22 protein-coding genes and 9 tRNA genes are annotated in these 24,156 nt (G+C 68.0%); 9 read left to right on the top strand and 22 right to left on the bottom strand.

Translation table 11 applies throughout. The annotated features are described in order from the left end of the window. Position 1: 1 nt before the first annotated feature. From K6753_RS03985 to K6753_RS03975, 3 genes are all read left to right on the top strand, one after another. Complete coding sequence (locus K6753_RS03985) at positions 2-1,069, top strand: glycosyltransferase family 9 protein (RefSeq protein ID WP_223675697.1); 1,068 nt, start codon at positions 2-4, stop codon at positions 1,067-1,069. A gap of 50 nt (positions 1,070-1,119) precedes the next feature. Further along, positions 1,120-1,473, top strand: a complete 354-nt coding sequence (locus K6753_RS03980; protein WP_223674898.1) for a hypothetical protein — start codon at positions 1,120-1,122, stop codon at positions 1,471-1,473. A 144-nt stretch (positions 1,474-1,617) separates the two neighbouring features. Continuing rightward, positions 1,618-2,517 (top strand): sterol desaturase family protein, encoded by a 900-nt coding sequence (locus K6753_RS03975; protein ID WP_223674897.1) that lies wholly within the window; start codon positions 1,618-1,620, stop codon positions 2,515-2,517. A 9-nt stretch (positions 2,518-2,526) separates the two neighbouring features. On the opposite strand, the gene K6753_RS03970 is transcribed toward K6753_RS03975, so the two are convergent. Continuing rightward, complete coding sequence (locus tag K6753_RS03970; protein WP_223674896.1) at positions 2,527-2,940, bottom strand: DUF6165 family protein; 414 nt, start codon at positions 2,938-2,940, stop codon at positions 2,527-2,529. Positions 2,941-3,091: 151 nt separating this feature from the next. Between K6753_RS03970 and K6753_RS03965 the strand changes: the two genes are divergently transcribed. Then, positions 3,092-3,182 (top strand) — tRNA-Ser (locus tag K6753_RS03965). Positions 3,183-3,543: 361 nt separating this feature from the next. Continuing rightward, the gene (locus tag K6753_RS03960) at positions 3,544-4,248 is read left to right on the top strand and encodes a PP2C family protein-serine/threonine phosphatase (RefSeq protein ID WP_223674895.1); all 705 of its coding nucleotides are present in this window, start codon (positions 3,544-3,546) and stop codon (positions 4,246-4,248) included. A 55-nt stretch (positions 4,249-4,303) separates the two neighbouring features. Here K6753_RS03960 and dnaQ read toward each other — a convergent pair whose 3' ends face one another. From dnaQ to K6753_RS03945, 3 genes are read right to left on the bottom strand one after another with little or no spacing between them, the layout of a single operon-like run. After that, positions 4,304-5,038, bottom strand: a complete 735-nt coding sequence (dnaQ, locus tag K6753_RS03955) for a DNA polymerase III subunit epsilon (RefSeq protein WP_223674894.1) — start codon at positions 5,036-5,038, stop codon at positions 4,304-4,306. 22 nt (positions 5,039-5,060) lie between these two features. After that, positions 5,061-5,519, bottom strand: coding sequence for a ribonuclease HI (gene rnhA, locus K6753_RS03950; protein ID WP_223674893.1), 459 nt, complete (start codon positions 5,517-5,519; stop codon positions 5,061-5,063). A gap of 7 nt (positions 5,520-5,526) precedes the next feature. Then, the gene (locus tag K6753_RS03945; RefSeq protein ID WP_223674892.1) at positions 5,527-6,261 is read right to left on the bottom strand and encodes a methyltransferase domain-containing protein; all 735 of its coding nucleotides are present in this window, start codon (positions 6,259-6,261) and stop codon (positions 5,527-5,529) included. A gap of 117 nt (positions 6,262-6,378) precedes the next feature. On the opposite strand from K6753_RS03945, the gene gloB reads away from it, so the two are divergent. The 3 genes from gloB (at position 6,379) to K6753_RS03930 (ending at position 9,292) form a co-directional block, all read left to right on the top strand. Then, positions 6,379-7,155, top strand: a complete 777-nt coding sequence (gloB, locus tag K6753_RS03940) for a hydroxyacylglutathione hydrolase (RefSeq protein ID WP_223674891.1) — start codon at positions 6,379-6,381, stop codon at positions 7,153-7,155. Continuing rightward, positions 7,152-8,396 carry a lytic transglycosylase domain-containing protein gene (locus K6753_RS03935; RefSeq protein WP_223674890.1) on the top strand — a complete coding sequence of 415 codons (1,245 nt, stop codon included), beginning with the start codon at positions 7,152-7,154 and terminating at the stop codon, positions 8,394-8,396. The genes gloB and K6753_RS03935 overlap by 4 nt, the downstream gene beginning before the upstream one ends. A gap of 95 nt (positions 8,397-8,491) precedes the next feature. Beyond that, a complete protein-coding gene (locus tag K6753_RS03930; RefSeq protein WP_223674889.1) occupies positions 8,492-9,292 on the top strand; it encodes an enoyl-ACP reductase FabI in 801 nt (266 codons plus the stop codon). A gap of 87 nt (positions 9,293-9,379) precedes the next feature. On the opposite strand, the gene K6753_RS03925 is transcribed toward K6753_RS03930, so the two are convergent. The 14 genes from K6753_RS03925 to K6753_RS03860 form a co-directional block, all read right to left on the bottom strand. After that, positions 9,380-11,359, bottom strand: a complete 1,980-nt coding sequence (locus K6753_RS03925) for a peptidyl-prolyl cis-trans isomerase (RefSeq protein ID WP_223674888.1) — start codon at positions 11,357-11,359, stop codon at positions 9,380-9,382. Between the two features lie 106 nt (positions 11,360-11,465). Further along, a tRNA-Asp gene (locus K6753_RS03920) sits at positions 11,466-11,542 on the bottom strand. Between the two features lie 107 nt (positions 11,543-11,649). Beyond that, positions 11,650-11,726: transfer RNA gene (locus K6753_RS03915), tRNA-Asp, on the bottom strand. Positions 11,727-11,751: 25 nt separating this feature from the next. Beyond that, positions 11,752-11,826: transfer RNA gene (locus K6753_RS03910), tRNA-Val, on the bottom strand. Between the two features lie 46 nt (positions 11,827-11,872). Further along, positions 11,873-12,145 (bottom strand): HU family DNA-binding protein, encoded by a 273-nt coding sequence (locus tag K6753_RS03905; RefSeq protein WP_223674887.1) that lies wholly within the window; start codon positions 12,143-12,145, stop codon positions 11,873-11,875. Positions 12,146-12,367: 222 nt separating this feature from the next. Further along, complete coding sequence (gene lon, locus K6753_RS03900) at positions 12,368-14,809, bottom strand: endopeptidase La (RefSeq protein WP_223674886.1); 2,442 nt, start codon at positions 14,807-14,809, stop codon at positions 12,368-12,370. A gap of 235 nt (positions 14,810-15,044) precedes the next feature. Next, complete coding sequence (gene clpX / locus K6753_RS03895) at positions 15,045-16,337, bottom strand: ATP-dependent Clp protease ATP-binding subunit ClpX (RefSeq protein ID WP_223674885.1); 1,293 nt, start codon at positions 16,335-16,337, stop codon at positions 15,045-15,047. Positions 16,338-16,509: 172 nt separating this feature from the next. Next, positions 16,510-17,136, bottom strand: a complete 627-nt coding sequence (gene clpP, locus K6753_RS03890) for an ATP-dependent Clp endopeptidase proteolytic subunit ClpP (protein WP_223674884.1) — start codon at positions 17,134-17,136, stop codon at positions 16,510-16,512. Between the two features lie 94 nt (positions 17,137-17,230). Further along, positions 17,231-18,526, bottom strand: a complete 1,296-nt coding sequence (gene tig, locus K6753_RS03885; RefSeq protein WP_223674883.1) for a trigger factor — start codon at positions 18,524-18,526, stop codon at positions 17,231-17,233. A 285-nt stretch (positions 18,527-18,811) separates the two neighbouring features. Continuing rightward, positions 18,812-18,896: transfer RNA gene (locus tag K6753_RS03880), tRNA-Leu, on the bottom strand. 121 nt (positions 18,897-19,017) lie between these two features. After that, a tRNA-Lys gene (locus K6753_RS03875) sits at positions 19,018-19,093 on the bottom strand. A 42-nt stretch (positions 19,094-19,135) separates the two neighbouring features. Continuing rightward, positions 19,136-19,212: transfer RNA gene (locus K6753_RS03870), tRNA-His, on the bottom strand. A gap of 109 nt (positions 19,213-19,321) precedes the next feature. After that, positions 19,322-19,398 (bottom strand) — tRNA-Arg (locus tag K6753_RS03865). 47 nt (positions 19,399-19,445) lie between these two features. Then, positions 19,446-19,522: transfer RNA gene (locus tag K6753_RS03860), tRNA-Pro, on the bottom strand. A gap of 178 nt (positions 19,523-19,700) precedes the next feature. Here K6753_RS03860 and K6753_RS03855 point away from each other — a divergent pair. Further along, positions 19,701-20,450 (top strand): Bax inhibitor-1/YccA family protein, encoded by a 750-nt coding sequence (locus K6753_RS03855; protein WP_223674882.1) that lies wholly within the window; start codon positions 19,701-19,703, stop codon positions 20,448-20,450. Positions 20,451-20,551: 101 nt separating this feature from the next. Here K6753_RS03855 and K6753_RS03850 read toward each other — a convergent pair whose 3' ends face one another. The 4 genes from K6753_RS03850 to grxC all read right to left on the bottom strand — a co-directional run bounded on the left by K6753_RS03850 (position 20,552) and on the right by grxC (position 24,140). Beyond that, complete coding sequence (locus K6753_RS03850; RefSeq protein ID WP_223674881.1) at positions 20,552-21,904, bottom strand: Na+/H+ antiporter NhaC family protein; 1,353 nt, start codon at positions 21,902-21,904, stop codon at positions 20,552-20,554. Between the two features lie 345 nt (positions 21,905-22,249). Next, positions 22,250-23,263 carry an isocitrate dehydrogenase gene (locus tag K6753_RS03845; RefSeq protein WP_223674880.1) on the bottom strand — a complete coding sequence of 338 codons (1,014 nt, stop codon included), beginning with the start codon at positions 23,261-23,263 and terminating at the stop codon, positions 22,250-22,252. Between the two features lie 185 nt (positions 23,264-23,448). Continuing rightward, positions 23,449-23,850 (bottom strand): carboxymuconolactone decarboxylase family protein, encoded by a 402-nt coding sequence (locus K6753_RS03840; protein WP_223674879.1) that lies wholly within the window; start codon positions 23,848-23,850, stop codon positions 23,449-23,451. After that, positions 23,847-24,140: a glutaredoxin 3 gene (gene grxC, locus K6753_RS03835; RefSeq protein ID WP_223674878.1), complete on the bottom strand. Its 294-nt coding sequence runs from the start codon at positions 24,138-24,140 to the stop codon at positions 23,847-23,849. The genes K6753_RS03840 and grxC overlap by 4 nt, the downstream gene beginning before the upstream one ends. Positions 24,141-24,156 lie beyond the last annotated feature (16 nt).

The raw sequence follows: 24,156 nt of genomic DNA, 5'->3' as shown, positions 1-24,156 counted from the left end.
AATTCAAACCCGCCATTCATCCGGGCCCGCCGCGCGTCCCGACTCGATCTGCCTGCTGCGCCTGTCGGCACTGGGCGACGTCACCCATGTGGTGCCCCTCGTGCGCACGCTGCAGGAGGCATGGCCCGGGGTGCGCCTGGCCTGGGTGATCGGCAAGGGCGAGCACCGCCTGCTGGACGGCCTGCCGGGCGTCGACTTCATCGAATACGACAAGCGCACCGGCATTGCCGGGATGCGTGGCGTGCGGCGGGCCCTGGATGGCCAGCGATTCGACGCCCTGCTGCAGATGCAGGTGGCGGCGCGCGCGAACCTGCTGTCGGCGTTCATCCCCGCGCGCCGGCGCATCGGCTATGACCGCAGCCGGTCCAAGGACGGGCACGGGCTGTTCATCAACGAACGCATCCCCGACCGCCCCGGCATCCACGTGCTGGATGCCATCGGCAGCTTCTGCGAGCCGTTGGGCCTGAAGCAGGACAGCGTGCGCTGGGACCTACCCGTCCCCGCCGAGGCCTTCGACTGGGCGCGCGCGCAATGGCCCGATGACGGTCGCCGCACAATGCTCGTTTCGCCCTGCTCCAGCCACGCGCTGCGCAACTGGCGCCACGACCGCCACGCCGCGCTGGCCGACCACGCCGTCGATGCCGGCTGGCGGGTGGTGCTCTGCGGCGGGCGTAGCGCACTGGAGCGTGAGACGGCCGACGCGATCCTCGCGGCGATGAACCACCCGGCGCTCGACCTGGTCGGTAAGGACACGCTCAAGCAGCTCCCGGCCCTGCTGGCGCGCGGCGACCTGCTGGTGACGCCCGACTCCGGCCCGATGCACATCGCCAACGCGATGGGCACCAAGGTGCTGGGCCTGCACGCCGCCAGCAACCCGGCCCGCAGTGGTCCCTACTCGGACCGCCGCTACTGCGTGGACCGCTACGATGATGCCGCCCGCAGGTTCCGGGGCAAAGCTGGCGACGCGCTCAGGTGGGGCACCAAGATCGAGCACGAAGGCGTCATGGACCTGGTGACCGTCGAGGATGCGGTGGCGGCGTTCGAGCGCTACCGTCGCGACCACGGCTGAGTCCGCGCCACCGTCTGGCCGGCCCCTCGCCGCCTTCACGAGGAGTACCGATGTCCACCTGGTTCAGCGTCGTCGCCCCGTTCCTGCCCGACATCATCAAGGCCGCGCGCCCGATGTTCACGCTCAGCCGCGGCGACGACACGAAGGCCGCCGCGCTGGTGCCCCAACAGATCAAGGAGCTGCAGGACGCCGCGGCGCAGAACGCCGACGCCATCCACACCCTGGCCGGCGAGATGCAGAACACCCTGCACTCGCTGCAGCAGGGCGCGACCGAGCTGGAGCGTACGCTGGCCAGGCATGAACTCGCGCTGGCCGCACTCGACCGCTCAAGACGCCTGACCGCCGTAGCCATGACCATGGCCGTGCTGGCGTTCGCGCTGGCCGCGTACGCGCTGGCGACTTGAGCGGTTGGCTACGGGCACCCGGATGCGGCAAGGCCGATGGCAGGCTGCGGGTGACGGCAGGAGGCATCCCGACGGATGGCCCATGACCGGCCACGGCACGCACGGCATGGTCCAGTCGATCAGGTCTCCAGCCTCGCCGACGCCATGACCGCACGACCACACCCCTTCATCCAGACGCTCACGCACCCGTTGCTCTTGCTGGGTGCCCTCGGCTTGTGGTGGGCGCTGGACAAGAGCGAGATCGCGGCGCTGGCCGCCCTGGTCGCCTCCCAGGCAGTGCTGGCCTTCCTCGAAGCCACGGCCCCCGCCGTGCCGCACTGGCGGCAGACACCGAAGCAGAAGCTGGGACTGGCGGCGGTCTACGTGGCGACGCTGGTCGTGTTCGGCCTGGTGCTGTCGCTGTACGAATGGCTGCTCGCACCGTCGCTGGTGCACGCGCGCGACGCGTGGGGCATGGCGCTGTGGCCTACGGGCTGGCCGCTGTTGGCCCAGGTGGTGCTGCTGTTCTTCGCCAGTGAGCTCATCTACTACTGGATCCACCGCGCGATCCATGCTTCAAGCCTGTTCTGGCGGCTGAGCGGGCACGGTTTCCACCACGCCTACCAGAACCTGCACGCGCTCAACTCTGGTGCCACGCACCCGCTGGAGGTGCTGTTCCTGGCACTGCCCGCGTTGCTGATCACGGCTTTGTTCGGCGGCACCGCGGAAGCCGCGGCCGGCGCGACCACGCTGCTGGTGGTCAACGCCTCCATCGTCCATGCCAACGTCCACACCGACACGCCGGGCCTGCGCTGGCTGGTGACCTGCAGCGCGCACCACCGTCGCCACCACTCCAGCGTCTTCGAGGACAGCAACAGCAACTACAGCTGCAACGCGATCATCTGGGACCGCCTGTTCGGCACGTTCTCGGAAGGCCCGGTCACGCAGACCGGGATCGGCCCGCACGAGCCGACCTTCATGCAGAAATTGCTGCTGCCTGTCCGCGAGCCGGTCTATGCCGACACCGCCGCCACGCGGAAACATGCGGCTCCGCACGATGGCTGACGTGCGTGGTCAGCCTGCGGGGGCACCGCCGGAACGGTAGTCCTCGTACGACTTCTCCTCGACGTACGCCGACCCCAGGGCAACGTTGATCTCGCGCTTGATGCGGGCGCGCTGGTCGTTCTCGATGTAGACGCTGCGCGCCAGCTGGATGAAGCCGTCGTCGAAGGCCTGCGCCTTTTCCTTGAGCCGGATGTCGTCCTCGATCACCCACAGCCGTTCGTTGACGGCCTTCAGGTCGGCGCGCAACCGGGCGATGTCGTTGCCGGCGGCCGGATGCGCCATCCAGGTCTTCTCCAGCGCCGACAGCTCGTTGCGGACGTTGGTCAGCTTGGCTGCATCCGTCATCCGCTCGGACTTGATCTGGAGGATGGCGATCTTGTCCAGCAACTCGCCGAACGACACGGGCACCAGGATCTCGGACATGGGCAGCGCACTCATGGAAGGGGGCCACGCAGTTTAACGCCCGCCCCGTCCGCTGCCGGGAATCACGCTTCGGCCGCTTGTCCACCCGGGGCGCGGCCCGTATCATGGCGCGCCCCGCCCGGCCGTCACCGGCCTGGAGGAGGACACCACCGGAGAGGTGGCAGAGTGGTTGAATGTACCTGACTCGAAATCAGGCAGGCGTTTATAGCGCCTCGGGGGTTCGAATCCCCCCCTCTCCGCCAGATACGCACAGCGCCCCGAAAGGGGCGTTTTGCGTATCTGGCGGAGAGGGATTGGAAGAGAGCCCCAACAGGGGTTCGACAAATCGGCAGGAAAGCCGATTTGGACAGCCGCAGGCTGCCCTCGCGCAGCGAGGGCGAGGGCGAGGGCCACGGATGGCCCGAGTCCATCCCTCCGTTCACCGCGACAGCTCCGTGCTGCGTCCTGCACAAGTGCGCTGGCTTGGACCCCGTGGATCGCAATCGCGGCTGAAGCCGCTCCTACAGGAGGCGCCGGCCGAGGCCGCCGCGCTACCACTCCTGCGTTCTCCCATCCGGGGGACGGCGTCATGACGCGCCGCCGTGAACAGGGCATCATCGCGGCATGATCGAATTCGGACACCTCACGCATGTCGGGCTGCGGCGCGACCTTAACGAGGACACCTACTACGGCGACAGCGAGCTGGGGCTCTGGCTGGTGGCCGACGGCATGGGCGGGCACGAGTACGGCGAGGTGGCGAGCGCGCTGGCGCGCGAGGCCATCGTCCGTGAGGTCCGCGACGGCACCCCGTTGGACCAGGCCATCCGCATCGCCGACGAGGAGATCATCCGGACCTCGCGCCGCCGCAACGACGCGCTGCCGATGGGCACCACCGTGGTCGCCGCGCGTGTCACCGGCCAGCGCTTCGAGGTGGCCTGGGTCGGCGACAGCCGGGTCTACCTGTACCGCGACGGGCAGCTGGCGCAGCTGTCGCAGGACCACAGCTACGTGCAGGAGCTGATCGCCAACGGCGCGATCACCCACGAGCAGGCGCGCAGCCACCCGCATCGCAACGTGGTGACCCAGGCGCTGGGCGTGACCGATCCGCGGAACCTCAACGTCGAGACGATGACCGGCGAACTCCGCCCCGGCATGCAGCTGCTGCTGTGCAGCGACGGGCTGACCGAGGAAGTGGACGACCGCAGCATCGCCAACGTGCTGTCACAGCGTGACTGCAGCGCGCAGGAATGCGTCGACACGCTGGTGGCCGCGGCGCTGGACGGTGGGGGCTCGGACAATGTCACCGTGATCCTGGTGCGCAGCCACTAGGCTGGCACCAATTCCCGTGCCCGCTGGCGACGCCGGCGGGCGCCATGGCGCTCCGTCACGCCAGCGCCGGCACCTCGGCCTCGACGTCGCTGGATTCGAACCTGTCCCACAACGCATGCCCCGCCTTCTTGCGCAGGCCTGCCAGGCGCTCCTGGTGCGCCTGCAGGTCGGAATCGGGGATGGCGATGGTCGGGCGTGGACCGGCAGCGGCACGGAAGGTCGGGATCATCGCGGCAGACGCGGCATCGGCCGAAGCGAACCCGATCTCTTCCTGCCCCGACGTCAGCCCGATGTACACCTCGGCCAGCAACTGGGCATCGAGCAGTGCGCCGTGCAGCTGGCGGTGCGCGTTGTCCACGCCCAGCCGCTTGCACAGCGCGTCCAGTGAATTGCGCTGGCCCGGGAAGCGCTGGCGCGCCAGCAGCAGCGAATCCTCGATCGCGCAGCGGTCGGCCAGCCGGCCGTAGTGCGCCCCGGCCAGCCGCAGTTCGTTGTCGAGGAAGCCGACGTCGAACGCCGCGTTGTGGATCACCAGCTCGGCGCCGTCGATGAACTCGAGGAACTCGTCGACGATCTCGGCGAAGCGCGGCTTGTCGGCGAGGAATTCCAGCGTCAGCCCGGTGACTTCCTGCGCGCCGGGTTCGAACTCGCAGTCCGGCCGCAGGTAGCGGTGGAAATTGCGACCGGTGGGACGGCGCTCGACGAACTCGACGCAGCCGATTTCGACCACGCGGTTGCCGCGCTCCCAGCTCAGGCCGGTGGTTTCGATATCCAGGATGATCTGACGCATCGGGTCCAGTCTACGGCAGGGGTCAGGCCGCGCCCGCGCGCAACTTCAACGCGGCATTGCGGGCCAGCATGTCCACGCGCTCGTTGTCGGGGTCGCCGGAATGGCCTTTCACCCAGCGCCAGTCGATGGCGTGGCGGCGGGTGGCCAGCTCCAGCCGCTCCCACAGGTCGCGGTTCTTGACCGGGTCTCCGCCGGCGGTCTTCCAACCGCGCCGCACCCAGTTGGGCATCCACAGGGTGATGCCCTGCCTGACGTACTGGGAGTCGGTGTGCAGGACCACCGTGCATGGCTCGCTGAGCGTCTCCAGCGCCATGATCGCGCCCATCAGCTCCATGCGGTTGTTGGTGGTGGCGGGGTCGCCGCCGGACAACTCGCGCTCGCGCCCCTTGCAGCGCAGCAACGCACCCCAGCCACCCGGGCCCGGATTGCCGAGGCAGGCGCCGTCGGTGTGGATCTCGACCGTCTTCGATGCTTGATTCATCCGGCCATTATCGCGACATCTCCCGGCGCGTCGACCAGGCCTGGTCCCGGGTCGGGTCGACCACGATGCCCCGCTGCGTCGCCAGCCGCAGCCGCCGCAGCGGTTGCCGGGGCACCGCGGCATGCACGCGCTTGGTGACCGTGATCGCCACGCCGGCACGCAGCCGGTCCATGGCGGCCACGCCGCTGTCGTGGCGATCGACCCGCCAGTACGGACCCAGCCACTGCACGCTGAGGCTGTCGGCCACCAGGCCCGATCGCCGCAACCGGGCCTGCCACGCGCCCAGTCCGCGCACGTGCAGCCCGCGCCGCCACCAACGGCCCCGGTAGGGACTGAAGGGGTTGAGCACCGACAGCCACAAGGTGCCGCCCGGGACCAGCACGCGGGCGCACTCGTCCAGCAGCCGCTGGGCGTCGAAGGACTCCTCGGCAGCGTGTTGCACCAGCACCATGCCAATGGAGTCGCTTGCGATGGGCCAGGGCAACGCGCAATGGAGGTCGCCCGCGTAGCGCGTCTCGCCTGCAGTCGCGGACCCGGCACTGTGCAGCAGCACGCCACGGGGCCGATCCAGTGCCGGCAGCGGCGCACCGCCCGCGCCCACCCACAACCAGGGCAAGGCGGGCATGGCTGCCAGCGCGCGTGCCATCGCGCCCGCCTCGGCGGCCAGCAGGCCGCGGCCCGCGGCGGCGTCGAAGAACGGCGCGGGCGATCCGGGTTGACGCGCGGGACGGGGGGCGGGCATGGTCGCGAGGCCTCCGGCCGGGGGCGTTTCCTGAACGGACCCCCGGCTGATCTGACAACAGGATGGATGCACGGGGATCTGCGACGGATTCTGCGCGATCCCCCCGGGAGCGTCACCATGCCACTGCTGGCCCTGCCCGCGTTCAACGACAACTACATCTGGGTACTGCAGTCGACCGACGGCGGCGCCCTGATCGTGGACCCCGGCGAGGCCGCGCCGGTCCTGCGCGCGGCCGATGCCGGGCTGCGGCCTGAGGCCATCCTGCTCACCCACCACCATCCCGACCACGTCGGCGGGGTGTCCGACCTGCTGGCACGTTGGCCCAGGCTCCCCGTCTACGCACCCGAGGACCCGCGCATCGCCCACGCCACGCACCGGGTGGCCGATGGCGACCGGCTCGAGATCGGCGACTGGGCGCTGGATGTCATCGCCGTGCCGGGACACACCCTGAGCCACGTCGCATTCCATCTGGCAGACGGCGACCCGCCGCTGCTGTTCTGCGGCGACACCCTGTTCAGCCTTGGCTGTGGGCGCATGTTCGAAGGTGACGCCCCCCAGATGCTGGCCTCCCTGGACCGCCTGGCGGCCCTGCCCGGTCACACGCGTGTGTGCTGTGGCCACGAATACACCCTGTCCAACGCGGCCTTCGCCCGCGTGGTGGATCCCGACAATGAGGCGCTGGTGCGCCGACTGGAAGAGGCCCGAGCCATGCGCGCTGCCGACCGTCCCACCCTGCCCGCCGTGTTGTCCGACGAGTGTGCGGCCAATCCGTTCCTGCGCACCCGCGCGCGCGCGGTGGTCGAGGCCGTGCAGCGTCGCCTGGGGCGGTCGCCGACGTCGGATGCGGAGGTGTTCGCCGAACTGCGCCGCTGGAAGGACGGGTTCGCCGCATGATGGCCCGCCCCCGGACCGCCCGGCCCGTCGCGCGATGCATGCGGGCGCTGGCGCTCGCGACGCTGCTCACGCTCGGCGGCGTGGCCGCGGCAGCCGAAGCGCCGATGCCGACAGCGAACCTGGCCGATCCGGCCATCCCTCCGCGCACCGGCCTGTCCGTGCTGCAGTCGTTCCGCGACGGGCTGGCCGACCCGTCGTGCGAAGGCGATGTCAGCGACCGTTGGAGCCGCCACTTCGCCAGCGCGCCGTCCAAGCTCTCGCAGCCTGGCAGCGACGTGATGCCGCTGTTCGCCTACGTGGTGGACGCCCTGCGCGCCTCGCACCTCCCAACCGAATACGCACTGATCCCCTTCGTGGAGAGCGGCTACAAGCCCGCCGCCCGCAGCCCGGCTGGCCCGGCGGGGCTCTGGCAGTTCATCGCGCTGACCGCCCGCAACCACAAGATCCCGGTGGACTCGGCCTACGACGGCCGGTACTCACCGGTCGACTCCACCCGCGCCGCCGTGCGTTACCTGCGCACGCTGCACGGCATGTTCGCCGGCGACTGGCGGCTGGCGGCCATGGCCTATAACGCCGGCGAGTACCGCATCCTTGGCGCGCTCAAGCGCAACGGCCAGGTCGCCCGCGATGCGCGGCCCGAGGCGCTGCAGGGCGTCCCGGGCATCACCCAGGCCTACGTGCGCAAATTGCATGCGCTGGCGTGCGTCGTAGCCGCGACGGCCGACGATCCGGCGCTTCGCCCCGCCCTGGAAGCCCCCGTCGAGACGCTGGTCGAGGTCGAAGTGCCCGACGGCATCGACCGGCTGGACGCGCTGGCGGCACATGGAGGACACGATGCCGACCGCCTGCGCGCCTTGAACCCGGCATTCCGCAACGGCCGCATCGCCAAGGGACGCACCGGGCCGCAGCGGCTGCTCGCGCCGGTGTTGGCCGTCGGTGCCAGCGAGACGACGGTGCCGGCGTCCGTTGCCGCGGCTTCCGTGGCCGCGGCTTCCGTGCCCCGGGCGTCTGCTCCCGCCTCGACGATCGCCAGCGTCGCGGCCACGGCCGCCGCAACAGCTCAGGCCACGGGTAGCGAGCCGCGCAGGCATGTCGTCGTCCGTGGCGAGAATCCCTGGGTGATCGCGCGGCGGTACGGACTGCGCGTGGCCGACCTCCTCAGCCGGAACGGCCTGCGCCCCGGCGCAGTGCTGCAACCGGGCATGGCGCTCCACATCGATGCACCGCCCACGTCCGACTGACGCGTACGGGCGCTGTGGCCGCCCGCGTCGTCGCAGGGCACACTAGCGCCCCTGCCGCTTCGCCGGCACCGGTCACCACATTCGAGGGTCGCAACATGGGTTTCCTGCAGGGCAAGCGCGCACTGATCACCGGCATCGCCAGCCAGCGCTCCATCGCCAGCGGCATCGCCGAGGCGATGCACCGAGAAGGCGCGGAGCTGGCCTTTACCTACCAGAACGAAAAGCTGAAGTCGCGCGTGGAGAAGGCCGCGGCCGAGTGCGGCAGCGACATCGTGCTGCCGCTGGACGTGACCGACGATGCGCAGATCGACGCGTGCATGGAGCAGCTGGGCAAGCGCTGGGATGGTTTCGACATCCTCGTGCACGCCATCGCCTTCGCACCGCGCGAAGCCATCTCCGGGCAGTTCCTGGACGGACTGACGCGCGAGAACTTCGCCATCGCCCACGACATCTCCGCGTACTCGCTGGCTGCATTGGCCAAGGCGGCGCGACCGCTGATGGCCGGGCGCAACGGCTCGATCCTCACACTGACGTACCTGGGCGCCGAGCGGGCACTCGAGGGCTACAACCTGATGGGCGTGGCCAAGGCCAGCCTGGAGTCGACCGTGCGCTACCTGGCCTGCAACCTCGGCCCCGAAGGCACGCGCGTCAACGCCATTTCGGCCGGCCCGATCAAGACGCTCGCCGCGGCCGGCATTGCCGGGTTCCGCAAGATCCTCGGCCATGTCGAGGAGAACGCGCCAATGCGCCGCACCGTCACCATCGAGGATGTCGGCAACGTCGCGACCTTCCTCAGCTCCGACCTGGCGTCGGGCGTGACTGGCGAGATCACCTACGTCGACGCGGGCTACAACATCATCGGCATGACGGGCCTCCACGCCGACGCCGAAGACTGAGTTCCCGCTGCCGCGCCGCCCACGAAAAAGCCCGGCGCGATGCCGGGCTTTTTCGTGGCGCCTGCCGCGATCGGCGGCCCGTCGGCATCAGAAGTTGTCTTCGAACACTTCGATGTCCAGGTTGCGTCGCAGCGAGCGCGTCAGCGCCTCGACGTCGTCCAGGCCGGAGACACGCGAGAACTGTTCTCGAAGCATTTCGCGCTGCGCATCGTCCAGCGTCGCGGCACTGCCCGGGGTCACGCCGGTCACGGCGAACAGCACGACGCGGCCGTCGGACAACGCCTGCTTGCCGGCGGTCACGCTGCCTTCGGCGGGCTTGGGCGCGGCGAAGATGGCCTCGGTCACGGCCGGCTCCGGCAACGGCGCACCACGCGGCACGCCCGGGACGGACTCCGGCGCCGGCAGGCCTTCGGCCTGCGCCAGCGCCTGCAGCGTCTCGCCCTTCCTGACGCGCGCCACCAGCGCTTCGGCGCGGGCCTCGGCCGCCTTGCGGGTCCGCTCGGCACGCACCGCCGCGTCGACGCGCGCGCGGGCCTGGGCGAGCGGGATCGCGCGCTCGGGCGTGTGCTCGACGACGCGGATCAGCACCGTGGACCCCGGTGCCACCTCGATCGGGTCGCTCACCGTGCCGTCCTGCACCAGCATCTCGGAAAACGCCGCCTGCTTGACGGCCGGAATCGCCGCGATGCCCGTTGCGCTCTCACGGGTGAACGGACCCAGCGTCTGCACCTGCAGCCCCATCTCGCTGGCGGCGGGCGTGAGCGACGACGGGTTGCGGTAGATGCGGTCGACCAGCTCGCTGGTGAACTCGCTGACCGCACGGTCGCGGTTGGTTTCGGCCAGCTCGGCGGCGAGCGCCTCACGCGACTCCTCGAAACTCTGCGTCTGGCCGGAGCGCGCCTCACGCAACTGGATGACATGCCAACCGAAGTCGGTGCGGACCGGGTCGCTGACCTGGCCCGGCTCCATCGCGAACAGGGCGTCCTCGAAGCTTCCGGTCATCGCACCGCGGCCCATCCATCCCAGGTCGCCGCCGGATGCGCTTGAGCCGCTGTCGTCACTGTTCTCGCGGGCGAGCGCGGCAAAATCCGCGCCCGGCGCCCTGGCTTGCGCGGCAATGCCGGCCGCCTTCTCGCGGGCGGCCGCTACGGCGGCGTCATCGGCGCCGTCTTCCACGCGCACCAGGATGTGGGAGGCCAGCCGCTCGTCCTGCTGGCTGAAGCGTTCGCGCTGTTCCTCGTAGCGCTGGCGCAACGCGGCCTCGTCGGGCGCCGCCGGCGCCGGCACGGTGTCGGCGTTGACCTGCACGTATTCGATGGTGACCGCTTCGGGGGCGCGGAAGTCGGCCTCGTTGGCGGCATACCAGCGCTGCGCTTCCTCGTCGCTGACCGGCGCGGTATCGGCTTCCGGCGCAGGCATCATCAGCAGGTCGACGTCGCGCTGCTCGCCCAGCAGGCGCACCAGGCGGTCCATCTCTCCAGCCGTCACGAAGCTGCTGTTGCCGACCGCCTGCACTGCCAGGGACTGCCGAAGGCTGTCGCGCAGCGTCTGCTCGAACTGGCGCGGAGTCTGCGGCGGCACCTGCGATGCCAGCGTCAGCTGGTACCGGTTGGCGTCGAACTTGCCCTCGACCTGGAACGCCTCGATGTCCTGGATCGCGTCGCGCACCATCGCATCGCCCACGGCGATACCGGAGGCTTCGGCCGACATTGCCAGCGCCTTCTCGTCGATCAGGGTCTCGAGGATCTCGCGCTTGTTGTCGACGGACTCGAACGCGACCGGGTCGAACGCGTCGCCTTGCTGCGCACGCTGCTGCTGGCGCACCAGCTCGAGCCGGTTGCGGAACTCCTCGACTGTGACCTCCTGCTGACGCCACACCATGGAGGCCGGCCACCATGACGGCGCCTGCTTCCACCAGGTTGGCGGCGCCTGGATGCGGGCCACGGTGTTGGCACTGCCGCCCACCATGTACTGGTCGAGCCCGAAGAGGGCGAAGGGGACGATCAGCAGCGCGAGGATCACGGCGCCGACGACGCCGGACGTCTTTTCGCGGAGTTTCTGCAGCATGTGGGGTCGCGTATCGGGACGGAGCCGCACAGTCTAGCAAGCCCGTTGCCGCCCCGGATTCCGGACAAAAAAAGAAGGCGCCGTTTCCGGCGCCTTCTGGGACAACTGGCGGAGCGGACGGGACTCGAACCCGCGACCTCCGGCGTGACAGGCCAGCATTCTAACCAACTGAACTACCGCTCCACGTTGAACCTCGTGGCCCTGCGTCCCGCGTGATGCAAACGGAAAACGCACGACCCTCACTTAAAGCAGGGGCGCCGGATGAGACATCCGGCGCCCCTGGGTACTACTGGCGGAGTGGACGGGACTCGAACCCGCGACCTCCGGCGTGACAGGCCAGCATTCTAACCAACTGAACTACCACTCCGCACTCAAAACTCGCACTCAAGTGATGGTGGGTGCTGAGGGTTTCGAACCCCCGACCCTCTCCGTGTAAAGGAGACGCTCTACCACTGAGCTAAGCACCCGCCTGATGCTGCTGGAGCCTGTATCAGGCGCCGGCGGGCGAGCTGCTTAGTTTACGGCATCCTTCAGCGCCTTGCCAGCCTTGAACGCAGGATTCTTCGACGCCTTGATCTTGATGGTCTCGCCGGTCTTCGGGTTGCGGCCCTGGCGCGCGGCGCGCTTGCGGACCTGGAACGTACCGAAGCCCACCAGCGTGACGGTGTCGCCCTTCTTCAGCGCCTTGGTGATGACGCTGACCATCGAGTCAACGGCATTGGCGGCATCGGTCTTGGACAGCTCGGCAGCGTCGGCGACGGCAGCAACAAAATCGGCCTTATTCATTCGTATGGACTCCCTGTGCGGACTGGGCCGCAGTGTTCTGAGAACCGGACCGTCCCCTTCCCCGGCAGACTCTCCGATCGATTAGACCGCACGGGCCTGCAATGGCGCAGGGCTCGTGCGGTTGCGGTCGTTATACCAGCGGGTTTTTGCCTTCGCAAGCGTGAAAGCTAGCTCTGACGCGGGTTTCAGCCCGATTTAGGCGATCTGCTCCGATCGCCCATGTCAATGCTTGACACCGGGCTGGGCGACAGGTTCGGCATCGCTGCGGACGGGCAGCTCGCCCTGCCCCGGCGTGGGTGCCGGCGACAACGGGCGCTCCAGGGCGATGTCGAGCACTTCGTCGATCCACTTGGCGGGGATGATCTTCAGCCCCTGCGTCACGGATTTGGGCAGGTCGGCGAGGTCCTTGCGGTTCTCATCCGGGATGATCACCGTGCGGATACCGCCACGCAGCGCGGCCAGCAACTTCTCCTTGAGGCCGCCGATGGGCAGCACGCGCCCGCGCAGGGTGATCTCGCCGGTCATCGCCACGTCCGCCTTCACCGCGTTGCGCGTCAGCATCGACACCAAGGCGGTCGCCATCGCGATGCCCGCGCTCGGGCCATCCTTCGGCGTTGCGCCCTCAGGTACGTGCACGTGCACGTCGTGCTTGGCCAGGAAGTCGAGGTCGATGCCGAGGCGCTCGGTACGTGCACGCACCACCGACAGCGCGGCAGACGCCGATTCCTTCATTACGTCGCCCAGCTGGCCGGTCAGCAGCAACTGGCCCTTGCCTGGCACCAGCGTGGCTTCGACCTGCAGCAGGTCGCCACCCACTTCCGTCCATGCCAGGCCCGTGACCAGGCCGATCTCGTTCTGCTCCTCTGCGCGGCCGAAGTCGTAGCGACGCACACCCAGGTACTTCTCGAGGTTCTTGGAGTTGACGTTGACCGGGCCCTTGCGCGCACCCTTGCCCTTGGCCGGCTGCGGACCGGCCAGCGCGATCTCCTTGACGACCTTGCGGCAGATCTTCGCGATCTCGCGCTCCAGGTTGCGTACCCCCGACTCGCGCGTGTAGTAGCGCACGATGTCGCGCACCGCGCTTTCGGCGACCTTGATCTCGTCGGGCTTCAAGCCGTTCGCCTTGATCTGCTTGGGCAGCAGGTAGCGCATGGCGATGTTGAGCTTCTCCTCCTCGGTGTAGCCGGGGATGCGGATCACCTCCATGCGGTCCAGCAGCGGGCCCGGGATGTTGAGCGAGTTCGAGGTCGCCACGAACATCACTTCGCTCAGGTCCAGGTCGACTTCGAGGTAGTGGTCGTTGAAGGCATTGTTCTGCTCGGGGTCGAGCACCTCGAGCAACGCCGAGGACGGGTCGCCGCGGAAGTCCATCGACATCTTGTCGATCTCATCCAGCACGAACAGCGGGTTCTTGGTGCCGACCTTGTTGAGGTTCTGCACGATGCGGCCCGGCATCGAGCCGACATAGGTGCGGCGGTGGCCGCGGATCTCGGCCTCGTCGCGCACGCCGCCCAGGGACATGCGCACGAACTTGCGGTTGGTCGCCTTGGCGATGGACTGGCCGAGCGAGGTCTTGCCCACGCCCGGCGGCCCGACCAGGCACAGGATCGCGCCCTTCATGTGCTTCACGCGGGTCTGCACCGCCAGGTACTCGAGGATCCGTTCCTTGACCTTTTCCAGGCCGAAGTGGTCGGCATCAAGCACGTCCTGGGCGGCCTTGAGGTCCTTTCGCACCTTGCTGCGCTTCTTCCACGGCACGCCGAGCAGCCAGTCCAGGTAATTACGCACCACCGCGGCCTCGGCCGACATCGGCGACATCTGCTTGAGCTTGTTGAGCTCGGCCTTGGCCTTGGCTTCCACCGGCTTGGGCATGCCGGCCTCGGCGATCTTGCGCGTCAACTCCTCGATGTCGTTGGGCGCGTCGTCGATCTCGCCCAGCTCCTTCTGGATCGCCTTCATCTGCTCGTTGAGGTAGTACTCGCGCTGGCTCTTCTCCATCTGCGACTTGACCCGGCCGCGGATGCGCTTCTCCAGCTGCTGCACGTCGATTTCGCCGTCGACCAGCCCGACCAGCTGCTCCAGGCGCGCGCCGAGCTCGTGCGTCTCCAGCAGCTTCTGCTTGTCGCTGATGCGCACACCCAGGTGGGCGGCGATCGTGTCGGCCAGCCGCCCCGGCTCGTCGATACCCGACAGCGTCTGCATCAGTTCCGGCGGCAGCTTGCGATTGGTCTTGACGTACTGCTCGAACAGGCCCATCAGCGAGCGCATGATCGCCTCGATCTCGCGCTCCTCGCGGTCCATGACGGGCTCCACGACATGCGCCTGCCCGGCCAGCACCCCGTCGCGTTCCTCGACGGTATCGACCTGGACGCGCGCCACGCCTTCGACCAGCACCTTGATCGTGCCGTCGGGCAGCTTCAGCAGCTGCAGCACGTGGGCGAGCGTGCCGATGTCGTAGAGGTCCTCGGCGCCCGGATCGTCGGTTTCGGCCGACTTCTGCGCCACCAGCAGGATGCGCTTGTCGGCCTCCATCGCCACGTCCAGCGCGCGGATCGACTTGTCGCGGCCCACGAACAAGGGAATGACCATGTGCGGAAACACGACCACGTCGCGCAGCGGCAGCACCGGCAGGTCAAGCAGGTCGTGTTCGGTCGGATCGGTCATGGAAACTCCAGCAGGATCGGTGCCGGCCCGGCAGGCGGGGCGGCGGAAGTGGGGGCGTCGCTTCGCGTCGGTTATGGGGGTCCGCGCGAAAGGATGCAAGCAACCCGGGCACGCTTCGCCGAAGCGGCAAACGGGTGCTCTTCAGGATCAGTCGCTTACAACGAAAAACGCCGCCTCGGTCGAGACGGCGTTCAGCTGGTAGCAGTGGCCTGTTCAGCCATCGAAGCCGTGCCGGTCAGTCGGCCGAAGCGACCTTGGGCGCGGCGGCCGGAGGCGTCTGGTAAATCAGGTACGGCTCGGTCTTGTGGTCGATCACCGACTCGTCGACCACCACCTTGCTGACGTTTTCCAGCGAGGGAAGCTCGTACATGGTGTCCAGCAGCACCGACTCCACGATGGTGCGCAAGCCGCGCGCGCCGGTCTTGCGCTTGAGCGCTTTGCGGGCGATCGCCACCAGTGCGTCCGGGCGGAACTCCAGCTCCACGTCCTCCATCTCGAACAGCTTGCGGAACTGCTTGGTGATCGCGTTCTTGGGCTCGGTGAGGATCGTGACCAGCGCGGCCTCGTCCAGCTCTTCCAGCGTGGCGACCACCGGCAGGCGGCCGACGAACTCCGGGATCAGGCCGAACTTGATCAGGTCCTCGGGTTCGACTTCGGCCAGGATCTTGCCGATCTCAGCCTTGCGCTCGCTGCTCTTGACCTTGGCCCCGAATCCGATGCCACCGGCCTCGGTGCTGCGCTGCTGGATGATCTTGTCCAGCCCGGCGAACGCGCCTCCGACGATGAAAAGGATATTGCGGGTGTCGACCTGCAGGAACTCCTGCTGGGGGTGCTTGCGCCCACCCTGCGGCGGCACGCTGGCCACGGTGCCTTCGATGAGCTTCAGCAGCGCCTGCTGCACGCCCTCGCCCGACACGTCGCGGGTGATGGACGGGTTGTCCGACTTGCGCGAGATCTTGTCGATCTCGTCGATGTAGACGATGCCCTGCTGCGCCTTGTCGACGTCGTAGTCGCACTTCTGCAGCAGCTTCTGGATGATGTTCTCGACGTCCTCGCCGACGTAACCGGCTTCGGTCAGCGTCGTCGCATCGGCCATCGTGAACGGCACGTTGAGCATGCGTGCCAGCGTCTCGGCCAGCAGCGTCTTGCCCGAACCCGTCGGCCCGACCAGAAGGATGTTGGACTTGGCCAGCTCGACGTCGTCGTTCTTCTGGCGGCTCTCGATGCGCTTGTAATGGTTGTACACGGCCACCGCGAGCGTGCGCTTGGCGCGCTGCTGGCCGATGACGTACTGGTCGAGCACCTCGAGGATCTCGCGCGGCTTGGGCAGGTGGCTGCGGGCCGACTGCGCCTTCTCCTCGAGCTCCTCGCGGATGATGTCGTTGCACAGCTCCACGCACTCATCGCAGATGAACACGCTCGGGCCCGCAATCAGCTTGCGGACTTCGTGCTGGCTTTTGCCACAGAACGAGCAGTAGAGGATCTTGTTGCTGTCGCCGGTGGTGCGGCCCTGTCGGTCGTCGCTCATGCCTGTGCCTGAATGGTGCGTGGTGCCGGATGCCGCCCGCTCCGGTTGCGTCCGCGTGCTGCGGCCCGAGAATACCACAGCGATCCGGCCCGCCCCGCGGACCGGATCGATGGTTCAAAAAGGTTACGTTTCAACGGTTTGGGGCTTACCGGCTTACGTATTCCGGCGACCTTCAACCGGCCTGGACCGACTCGTCCGGGCGACGCTCAAGCACCTCGTCGACCAGCCCGTACTCGCGTGCGGCCTCGGCGCTCTTGAAGTTGTCGCGCTCGGTGTCGCGGGCGATGGTCTCCAGCGCCTGGCCGGTGTGCTTGGAGAGGATCTCGTTGAGCTTCTGCTTCAGCGAAAGGATCTCGCGCGCATGGATCTCGATGTCGCTGGCCTGGCCTTGGAAGCCGCCCAGCGGCTGGTGGATCATCACGCGCGAATTCGGCAGCGCGTAGCGCTTGCCCTTGGCGCCCGACGCCAGCAGCAGCGCGCCCATGGAAGCGGCCTGGCCGACGCAGATCGTGCTCACGTCCGGCTTGATGTACTGCATGGTGTCGTAGATCGCCATGCCCGCCGTGACGATGCCGCCGGGCGAGTTGATGTACAGGCTGATGTCCTTCTCGGGGTTCTCGGCTTCCAGGAACAGCATCTGGGCGACGATCACGTTCGCCATGTGGTCGTCGATGCCGCCCACCAGGAAGATCACCCGCTCCTTCAACAGGCGCGAATAGATGTCGTACGCGCGCTCGCCCCGGCTGGTCTGCTCGACCACCATCGGAACGAGGTTGAGCGCTTTGGTTTGGTTGTCCATCAGGCGGCACCCGTCGGGTTGTAGTGTTTCGGTCCGGCCAACGTGGGGCCGGCCGGACCGGGGCGCAAGTGGCGCATGTGCGCCACGCATCGGATTACTGGCGGATCGCCTCGCTGAACGACATCGGCTGCTCGGTGTGCTGGGCGCGCTCGGCAATCCAGTCGATCACCTGCTCCTCCATCACACGGTTGCGCAGGCCGGCCATCAGCTGGGCGTCGTTGCGGTACAGCTGCACGACCTGCTCGGGCTCCTCGTAAGTGGAGGCGATCAGGTTCAGGGTCTCGGTCAGGCGCTTTGATTCCAGCCGCAGTTCGTTGCGGCGGGCGACCTCGCCCACCAGCAGCCCGACCAGCACGCGCTTGCGCGCCGCGTCCAGGAACGGGACGTGCGCGTCGGCCGGCAGCTCGCCGACCTGGCGGCCCTGGCGGCGTGCCTGCTCGACGGCCTGGCGGGCCATGTCACGGGCTTCGGCTTCGACCAGCTTCGGCGGCATTTCGACCGACTCGTAGGCGGCGATCAGCTGCTCGCCCACCTCGCGGCGCAGGCGCGTCATCAACGCACCCTTGAGCTCGCGCTCCAGGTTGCTGCGGATGTCGGCGCGGAACTGGTCGGCGTCGCCGCTGCGCACGCCGAAGCTCTTGATGAAGTCGGTGTCGACTTCCGGCAGAACCGGCTCGGACACCTTGGTCACGGCCAGGTTCACCTGCACCGTCTTGCCGGCGAACTGCGGGACGCGCCAGTCGGCGGGAAACTCCACGTCGATCGTCTTTTCGTCGCCCGTCTTCATGCCCGACAGCGCGGACTCGATCGCCGGCAGCATGTTGCCGCTGCCGAGGATGGCGGCGCCGCGCTCGGTGCCTTCGGCGGGAACGCGCTCGTCCCCGGCCATCGACCAGGTCTGGATTTCGACCGCGTCGCCATCGCGGGCGTCACGCTCGACCGGGTTCCAGGTGCGGCGCTGCAGGCGCAGGTTCTCGATCATCGCGTCGATGTCGGTATCCGACACTTCGGCGGTGTGGCGCACCACTTCGAGCTTCGACACGTCGATGTCACCGAAATCGGGCACGACCTCGAACGTCGCGACATACGCGAGGTCGCCGTCGTTGGCCGGCTCGATGCTCGGGTTGCCGGCGATGCGCAGCGACTCCTGCTGCACCGCGTTGCTGAAGCTCTCGCGCAGCAGGCCGTCGAGCACCTCGGCGCGGACCTGCGCGCCGAAGCGCTGCTCGATCACCTTGGCAGGCACCTTGCCCGGACGGAAGCCCTTGATCTTGGCGCCACGGGCGATCTCGCGCAGACGGCCGTCGACCTGCGTTTCCAGCCGCTCGGCGGGGAGGTTGAACGTCATGCGGCGCTCAAGCGAGCCCAGGGATTCGACCGAAACTTGCATATCCACTCCTGCGACCACGGCGGTCCGGCCGCGGCACGATGTTGATGATCTGGCGTTGAGGGCGACCGCGCGGCGATGCGGTTGGGCGTCGGGCCGCGGCGGAACGGCGTAGTTTGGCTGATTCCGGCCTCGGCTGCCAGTTGGCGGCGTGAGGGTGGCCTATGCGATAGCCCATCGGGCCTTACACCTGTCCGGCCGTACACAGGCCAAAGCCGCCGCGACGGCTGGGTACCGCTCTCGCGAACGCTCGCTGGAGCCACCGGGCTGTTGGTTCTCGTCCGGGGTTGGTGCGAAAGGGGGGACTCGAACCCCCACGCCTTGCGGCACTGGAACCTAAATCCAGGGCGTCTACCAATTCCGCCACTTTCGCGTTGTTTCCGCCGGCCAGGCGGCGTGACGATTCTAGGCCAGGACATCGTCCGTCGTGCGGCACTCCGCGCCCCACGCAACCCACAAAAAAAGGCACCCGGCCGGAGCCGGGTGCCTTGAAGTGGTGGGCCGTCAAGGATTCGAACCTTGGACCTATTGATTAAGAGTCAACTGCTCTACCAACTGAGCTAACGGCCCGTAACGCTGAAATTGTACCAGACAACTACCGCTGGGTAACACTGGGGTGGAAGACGGGATTTGAACCCGCGACCCCCGGAATCACAATCCGGTGCTCTAACCAACTGAGCTACATCCACCATTGAAGCTTGCGTGGCGAGCTGCGGAAACCACAGCACGCCGGGATCTCGGTATCACCGTACGGAAGCACGTTCCTGGTCCGCCGGCACTTCCATATACAGCTGCACTTGGCGCGCCCGGCAGGACTCGAACCTGCAACCACCGGCTTAGAAGGCCGGTGCTCTATCCGGTTGAGCTACGGGCGCGTGCGGCCCGCATCTTAACTGAACCCGCGGCAGGCGCCGCGGCAGGATGGTCGGGGCAGAGGGATTCGAACCCCCGACCCTCTGGTCCCAAACCAGATGCGCTACCAGACTGCGCTATGCCCCGGGCCAGACTTCCGTTGCGCGCCAACGCCGCGAAAGGCCGGCTATTGTGGGCACCGGCCCGGTACGTGTCAATCTTGCGATGGGGCCATCGGGCCTGTGTATTCTCGCCGGCGGCCGGGGTTCAGCTTTCCGACGAGCATCGCACCCAAGGCAACCACACACCACTCAAGGAGTAGCACATGCGCAGCGGCAATCCGGCATTGAAGGACAGCACGTTCCTGGACCTGGGCAGCGGCGCTGTGGTGCGCGGCGGCGATAGCGTGATGACGCTCAACGGGACGGTGAACAAGACCGGGTTCCTGCTGCTGCTCAGCGTGCTGACCGCGACGTTCGCGTGGATGCAGGTAAGCACGGCGGACGGCATCGTCGGCGCAGGCCCATACGTTTGGGGCGGCGCGATCGGCGGCCTCGTGATTGCGCTCGTGACGGTATTCAAGAAGACCTGGGCACCGGTCACCGCACCGTTGTACGCGCTGGTGGAGGGGTTCTTCCTGGGCGCGATCTCGGCCATGTACAACCACTTGTACGAAGGCATCGTCATGCAGGCGGTTCTGCTGACCTTCGGCACGCTGTTCGCCCTGCTGTTCGCCTACCGCAGCGGAATGATCAAGGCCACGGAGAACTTCAAGCTCGGCGTGGTCGCGGCCACCGGCGGCATCATGCTCGTGTACCTGGCGAGCATCGCCCTGAGCTTTTTCGGCATCCAGATCCCGATGATCCACGAGTCGGGCATCGTCGGTATCGGCTTCAGCCTGTTCGTGGTGGTCATCGCTGCGCTCAACCTGGTACTGGACTTCGATTTCATCGAAACCGGTGTCGAACAGGGCGCGCCCAAGTACATGGAGTGGTACGGCGCGTTCGGCCTGATGGTCACCCTGGTGTGGCTGTACATCGAGTTCCTGCGCCTGCTGTCGAAGCTGCGCGACTGATTGCCGTCCGCCGGGTGGCGCGGGCCACCCACGATGCAAGAGAGGCAACGGCCAACGCCGTTGCCTCTTTCGTTTCAGCCCTTGGCCTGCCGTGCCCTCGCTCAGTGGGCCGGCACGGACGCGGCTCTCGAGCGGCGCGGCCACATGATGAAACCGATCGCCACCGCGGCCAGCAGCCAGCAGTAGTACACGTGTCCGGCGATCGCCAGCGGCGACAAGCCGGCCAGTGAGCCTGCCAGCAGGATCTGCGCGCCATACGGCAGCACGCCCTGCATCACGCAGGAAAAGATGTCGAGCAGGCTGGCCGAGCGCCGCGGGCTGATGCCGTGGCGCTGCGCGATATCGCGTGCCAGGTCGCCGCCCACCAGGATCGCCACCGTATTGTTGGCCGTCAGCACGTCGCTGCCGGCCGCCAGCGCGGCGATGCTGACCTCGCCCGCCCGGCGCCCGCGATGGCCGCGCGCAAACCGGACGATGACGCCGGCCAGCCATTCCAGCCCACCGGCCGCCCGGGTCAATGCCGCCAGGCCACCGATGAGCAGCGACAGCAACAGGATCTCCACCATGCTTTCGAAGCCGGTGTAGATGTCGCCGGCAAAGGTCACCGCGTCATAGCCGCTACCCACGGCCCACCCGGCCACGCCGGCTGCCACGATGCCCAGCGCCAGTACCAGCACCACGTCCAGCCCGGCCAATGCCAGGCCCAGTACCAACAAATAAGGAAGCACCAGCCACGACGAAGCGGCACCCGGTGCACTGACCGGGGCGCTGTCGCCCATCACTGCCAACAGCGCGAGCGTGCCCAACGCCGCGGGCAGCGCAATCCTGAAGTTCTCCCGGAACTTGTCACGCATCCGGCAGCCCTGGGTGCGGGTGGCGGCAATCGTGGTGTCGGAGATGATCGACAGGTTGTCGCCGAACATCGCACCACCCACTACCGCACCCATCACCAGTGCTGCGTCCAGGCCGGCCGCGTCGGATACGCCCAGCGCGATGGGAACGACCGCGGCGATCGTGCCCATCGAAGTGCCGATGGACAGCGCCACGAAGCTCGCGACCAGGAACAGCCCGGGCAGGATGAGCGAGGCCGGCAGCGCCCCGAGCCCGAGCGCGACCACGGCATCGACCGCACCGACCGAACGCGAAACGGTGGCGAAGGCACCCGCCAGCAGGAATACCAGGCACATCAGCATGACGTTGCTGTGCCCCATGCCCGCCAGCAGCGTTTCCACCGGGCGGATGCCGCGCCGGTACGCCAGCCAGGCGCCCAGGGCGAGCGCCGGCAGGATCGCGACGGGTGCCCGCAACTGGTAGAAGCCCATCGCCTCGCCGCGCGCGGTGAAATACAGGCCCGCGCCGAAGAACAGCATCAGGAACAGCACGAGCGGCGCCAATGCCAGTGCGCTGGGGGCCGGGCTCGCAGGTTGGGAGGCGTCGCCCGCCGCAGGCTTCATCGCTTTATCCGGATACAGGAATCACGTGAGTCTGGCGGGACGGTATCGGCGTGTCGAGCGGCGCCGGTGGAACGCTGTCGGGCGGCCGGTGGCAGGAGTACGGGCCTCGACCAGACGGACACCGGCTCGACCCGTCCACGCCGTCATCCCGGCGAAGGCCGGGATCCACCTTGACTGTCATATCTGCCACGCGACTTCGGGAATCGTCAGAGGCACTGGATTCCTGCTTTCGCAGGCATGACGGGTAGGAGACCCGCATCGCGGCGTATTGGCTCCAACTGGCGCCGCAACGCAACAGGGCGCCCGAAGGCGCCCTGCTGGAAGGCCCGGACCGACGGGTGTCGATCAGGCGGTAGCGCGCCGGGCGATCGCCTTGGCAAACGACATGGTGTCGCCGGTGCCGCCCAGGTCCGGGGTCAGCGAATCCTTGGCTTCGAGCGTGGCGACGATCGCCTCGCGCAGCTTCGTGGCCTTCTCCGGCATGCCCAGGTGGTCCAGCATCTGGGCCGCGCCCAGCAGCAGCGCGCACGGGTTGGCCTTGCCCTGCCCCGCGATGTCCGGCGCGGTGCCGTGGACGGCCTCGAAGATCGCCGCGTCGGTACCGATGTTGGCGCCGGGGGCCAGGCCCAGGCCGCCGACGAGGCCGGCGCACAGGTCGGAAATGATGTCGCCGAACAGGTTGGTGGTCACGATGATGTCGAACGACTCGGGCTGCATGACCAGCTTCATGCAGCACGCATCGACGATCATCTCGTCGCACTGGATGTCCGGGTACTCGGCGGCCACGGCACGCGCAGTGCGCAGGAACAGGCCCGAGGTCGACTTCAGGATGTTGGCCTTGTGCACCACGGTGACCTTCTTGCGGCCGGTCTTGCGGGCCAGCTCGAAGGCATAGCGCACGATGCGCTCGGAACCGCGACGGGTCACCTTCTGCGTCAGGACCGCGGTTTCGCCGTCCTCGCTCAGCATCTGACCTTCGCCGATGTAGGCACCCTCGGTGTTCTCGCGGACCGTGATCAGGTCCACGCCGTCGGTGAAGCGCGACTTCGTGTTCGGGAACGACTTGGCCGGGCGCACGTTGGCGTACAGGTCGAAGCGCTTGCGCAGCTCGACGTTGATCGAGGAAAAGCCCTCGCCGACCGGCGTAGTCAGCGGGCTCTTCAGCGCGACCCGGTTCTTGCGGATCGAGTCCATCGTCGCCGCCGGCAGCAGTTCGCCGTGCTTCTCGAGCGCGACCAGACCGGCATCGGCCTCCTCGTAGCTCAGGCCCAGCTGCATCGCATCGAGCACGTGCAGGGTGGCGTCCATGATTTCCGGGCCAATGCCATCGCCACGGATGACCGTAATGGTGTTCGTCATAGGGGAGGTTTCCAGCTGGTGGCGCAGGCGCGGGGGACGCGCAGCGCAAGAGGGTTAGCCCCGTAATTATGCCGCGCTGGGCCGCTACTTGACAGGGCGCGCGGGTTTCAGGGCGCCGCCGAGAGCCGCAGAACCCCGCCCCGCGGCGTTCCACGGCCGTGCCGCCGGGGGTGCCCGTACGCTGCCTAGCCGTGGTCGTGCGCGTCAGGAGCCGACGCGCCGCCCTGCTCCAGCCGATCGAGGAAGTCCACAGCCCGGCGCATGTGCGGGATCACGATCGAGCCGCCTACGACCAGCCCAACGGAGAACGCCTCGAACATCTCCGCGCGGCTGACGCCCGCCTCCCGGCACTGGGCCACGTGGTAGCTGATGCAGTCGTCACAGCGCAGCACCATCGACGCCACCAGGCCCAGCAACTCCTTGGTCTTCACGTCCAGCGCGCCGGCCTGGTAGGTCTGCGTGTCCAGCGCGAAGAAGCGCCGCACCACCTGGTTGGGTTCGGCGAGGATGCGCTCGTTCATGCGCTTGCGGAACGCGGTGAACTCGGCGATGCGGTCCTGCTCGCCCGCGCCGTCCGCGCCGCTCATGCCTTGCCCTCCAGCAGCGGCTGCAGCCCGCCGGCGCGGTGCAACGCGATCATGTCGTCGTAGCCACCCACGTGGGTGTCGCCGATGAAGATCTGCGGCACGCTGGTGCGGCGGGTGAGTTCCATCATCTTCTTGCGTGCGTCCGGCTCCAGGTCGATACGCACCTCGGTCCAGGACTTGCCTTGGCTGCGCAGGAAGTTCTTGGCCGCGACGCAGTACGGGCAGATCGCGCTGCTGTAAATGGTGATCGGCGGGCCATCGCCGCCGGCGGGGGTGTTGGAATCAATCAACGCACTGCTCCGGGTA

Source organism: Novilysobacter selenitireducens, assembly GCF_020026895.1.
In the GTDB taxonomy this organism is placed as follows: Bacteria; Pseudomonadota; Gammaproteobacteria; order Xanthomonadales; family Xanthomonadaceae; genus Lysobacter_C; species Lysobacter_C selenitireducens.
The sequence above is the reverse complement of the archived record's forward strand: the minus strand, read 5'-3'. Positions and strand labels throughout refer to the sequence as shown.

Excerpts from the sequence above, each read along its gene's own strand:
- K6753_RS03945 (WP_223674892.1), bottom strand. The coding sequence starts at position 6,261 with ATGCCCGCCCCCCGTCCCGCGCGTCAACCCGGATCGCCCGCGCCGTTC.
- K6753_RS03970 (WP_223674896.1), bottom strand. The coding sequence starts at position 2,940 with ATGTCCGAGATCCTGGTGCCCGTGTCGTTCGGCGAGTTGCTGGACAAG.
- K6753_RS03930 (WP_223674889.1), top strand. The coding sequence starts at position 8,492 with ATGGGTTTCCTGCAGGGCAAGCGCGCACTGATCACCGGCATCGCCAGC.
- K6753_RS03840 (WP_223674879.1), bottom strand. The coding sequence starts at position 23,850 with ATGAGCGGCGCGGACGGCGCGGGCGAGCAGGACCGCATCGCCGAGTTC.
- K6753_RS03845 (WP_223674880.1), bottom strand. The coding sequence starts at position 23,263 with ATGACGAACACCATTACGGTCATCCGTGGCGATGGCATTGGCCCGGAA.
- K6753_RS03905 (WP_223674887.1), bottom strand. The coding sequence starts at position 12,145 with ATGAATAAGGCCGATTTTGTTGCTGCCGTCGCCGACGCTGCCGAGCTG.
- clpP (WP_223674884.1), bottom strand. The coding sequence starts at position 17,136 with ATGGACAACCAAACCAAAGCGCTCAACCTCGTTCCGATGGTGGTCGAG.
- K6753_RS03980 (WP_223674898.1), top strand. The coding sequence starts at position 1,120 with ATGTCCACCTGGTTCAGCGTCGTCGCCCCGTTCCTGCCCGACATCATC.
- lon (WP_223674886.1), bottom strand. The coding sequence starts at position 14,809 with ATGACCGATCCGACCGAACACGACCTGCTTGACCTGCCGGTGCTGCCG.
- K6753_RS03935 (WP_223674890.1), top strand. The coding sequence starts at position 7,152 with ATGATGGCCCGCCCCCGGACCGCCCGGCCCGTCGCGCGATGCATGCGG.
- rnhA (WP_223674893.1), bottom strand. The coding sequence starts at position 5,519 with ATGAATCAAGCATCGAAGACGGTCGAGATCCACACCGACGGCGCCTGC.
- dnaQ (WP_223674894.1), bottom strand. The coding sequence starts at position 5,038 with ATGCGTCAGATCATCCTGGATATCGAAACCACCGGCCTGAGCTGGGAG.
- K6753_RS03850 (WP_223674881.1), bottom strand. The coding sequence starts at position 21,904 with ATGAAGCCTGCGGCGGGCGACGCCTCCCAACCTGCGAGCCCGGCCCCC.
- K6753_RS03960 (WP_223674895.1), top strand. The coding sequence starts at position 3,544 with ATGATCGAATTCGGACACCTCACGCATGTCGGGCTGCGGCGCGACCTT.
- gloB (WP_223674891.1), top strand. The coding sequence starts at position 6,379 with ATGCCACTGCTGGCCCTGCCCGCGTTCAACGACAACTACATCTGGGTA.
- K6753_RS03855 (WP_223674882.1), top strand. The coding sequence starts at position 19,701 with ATGCGCAGCGGCAATCCGGCATTGAAGGACAGCACGTTCCTGGACCTG.
- tig (WP_223674883.1), bottom strand. The coding sequence starts at position 18,526 with ATGCAAGTTTCGGTCGAATCCCTGGGCTCGCTTGAGCGCCGCATGACG.
- clpX (WP_223674885.1), bottom strand. The coding sequence starts at position 16,337 with ATGAGCGACGACCGACAGGGCCGCACCACCGGCGACAGCAACAAGATC.
- K6753_RS03925 (WP_223674888.1), bottom strand. The coding sequence starts at position 11,359 with ATGCTGCAGAAACTCCGCGAAAAGACGTCCGGCGTCGTCGGCGCCGTG.
- K6753_RS03975 (WP_223674897.1), top strand. The coding sequence starts at position 1,618 with ATGACCGCACGACCACACCCCTTCATCCAGACGCTCACGCACCCGTTG.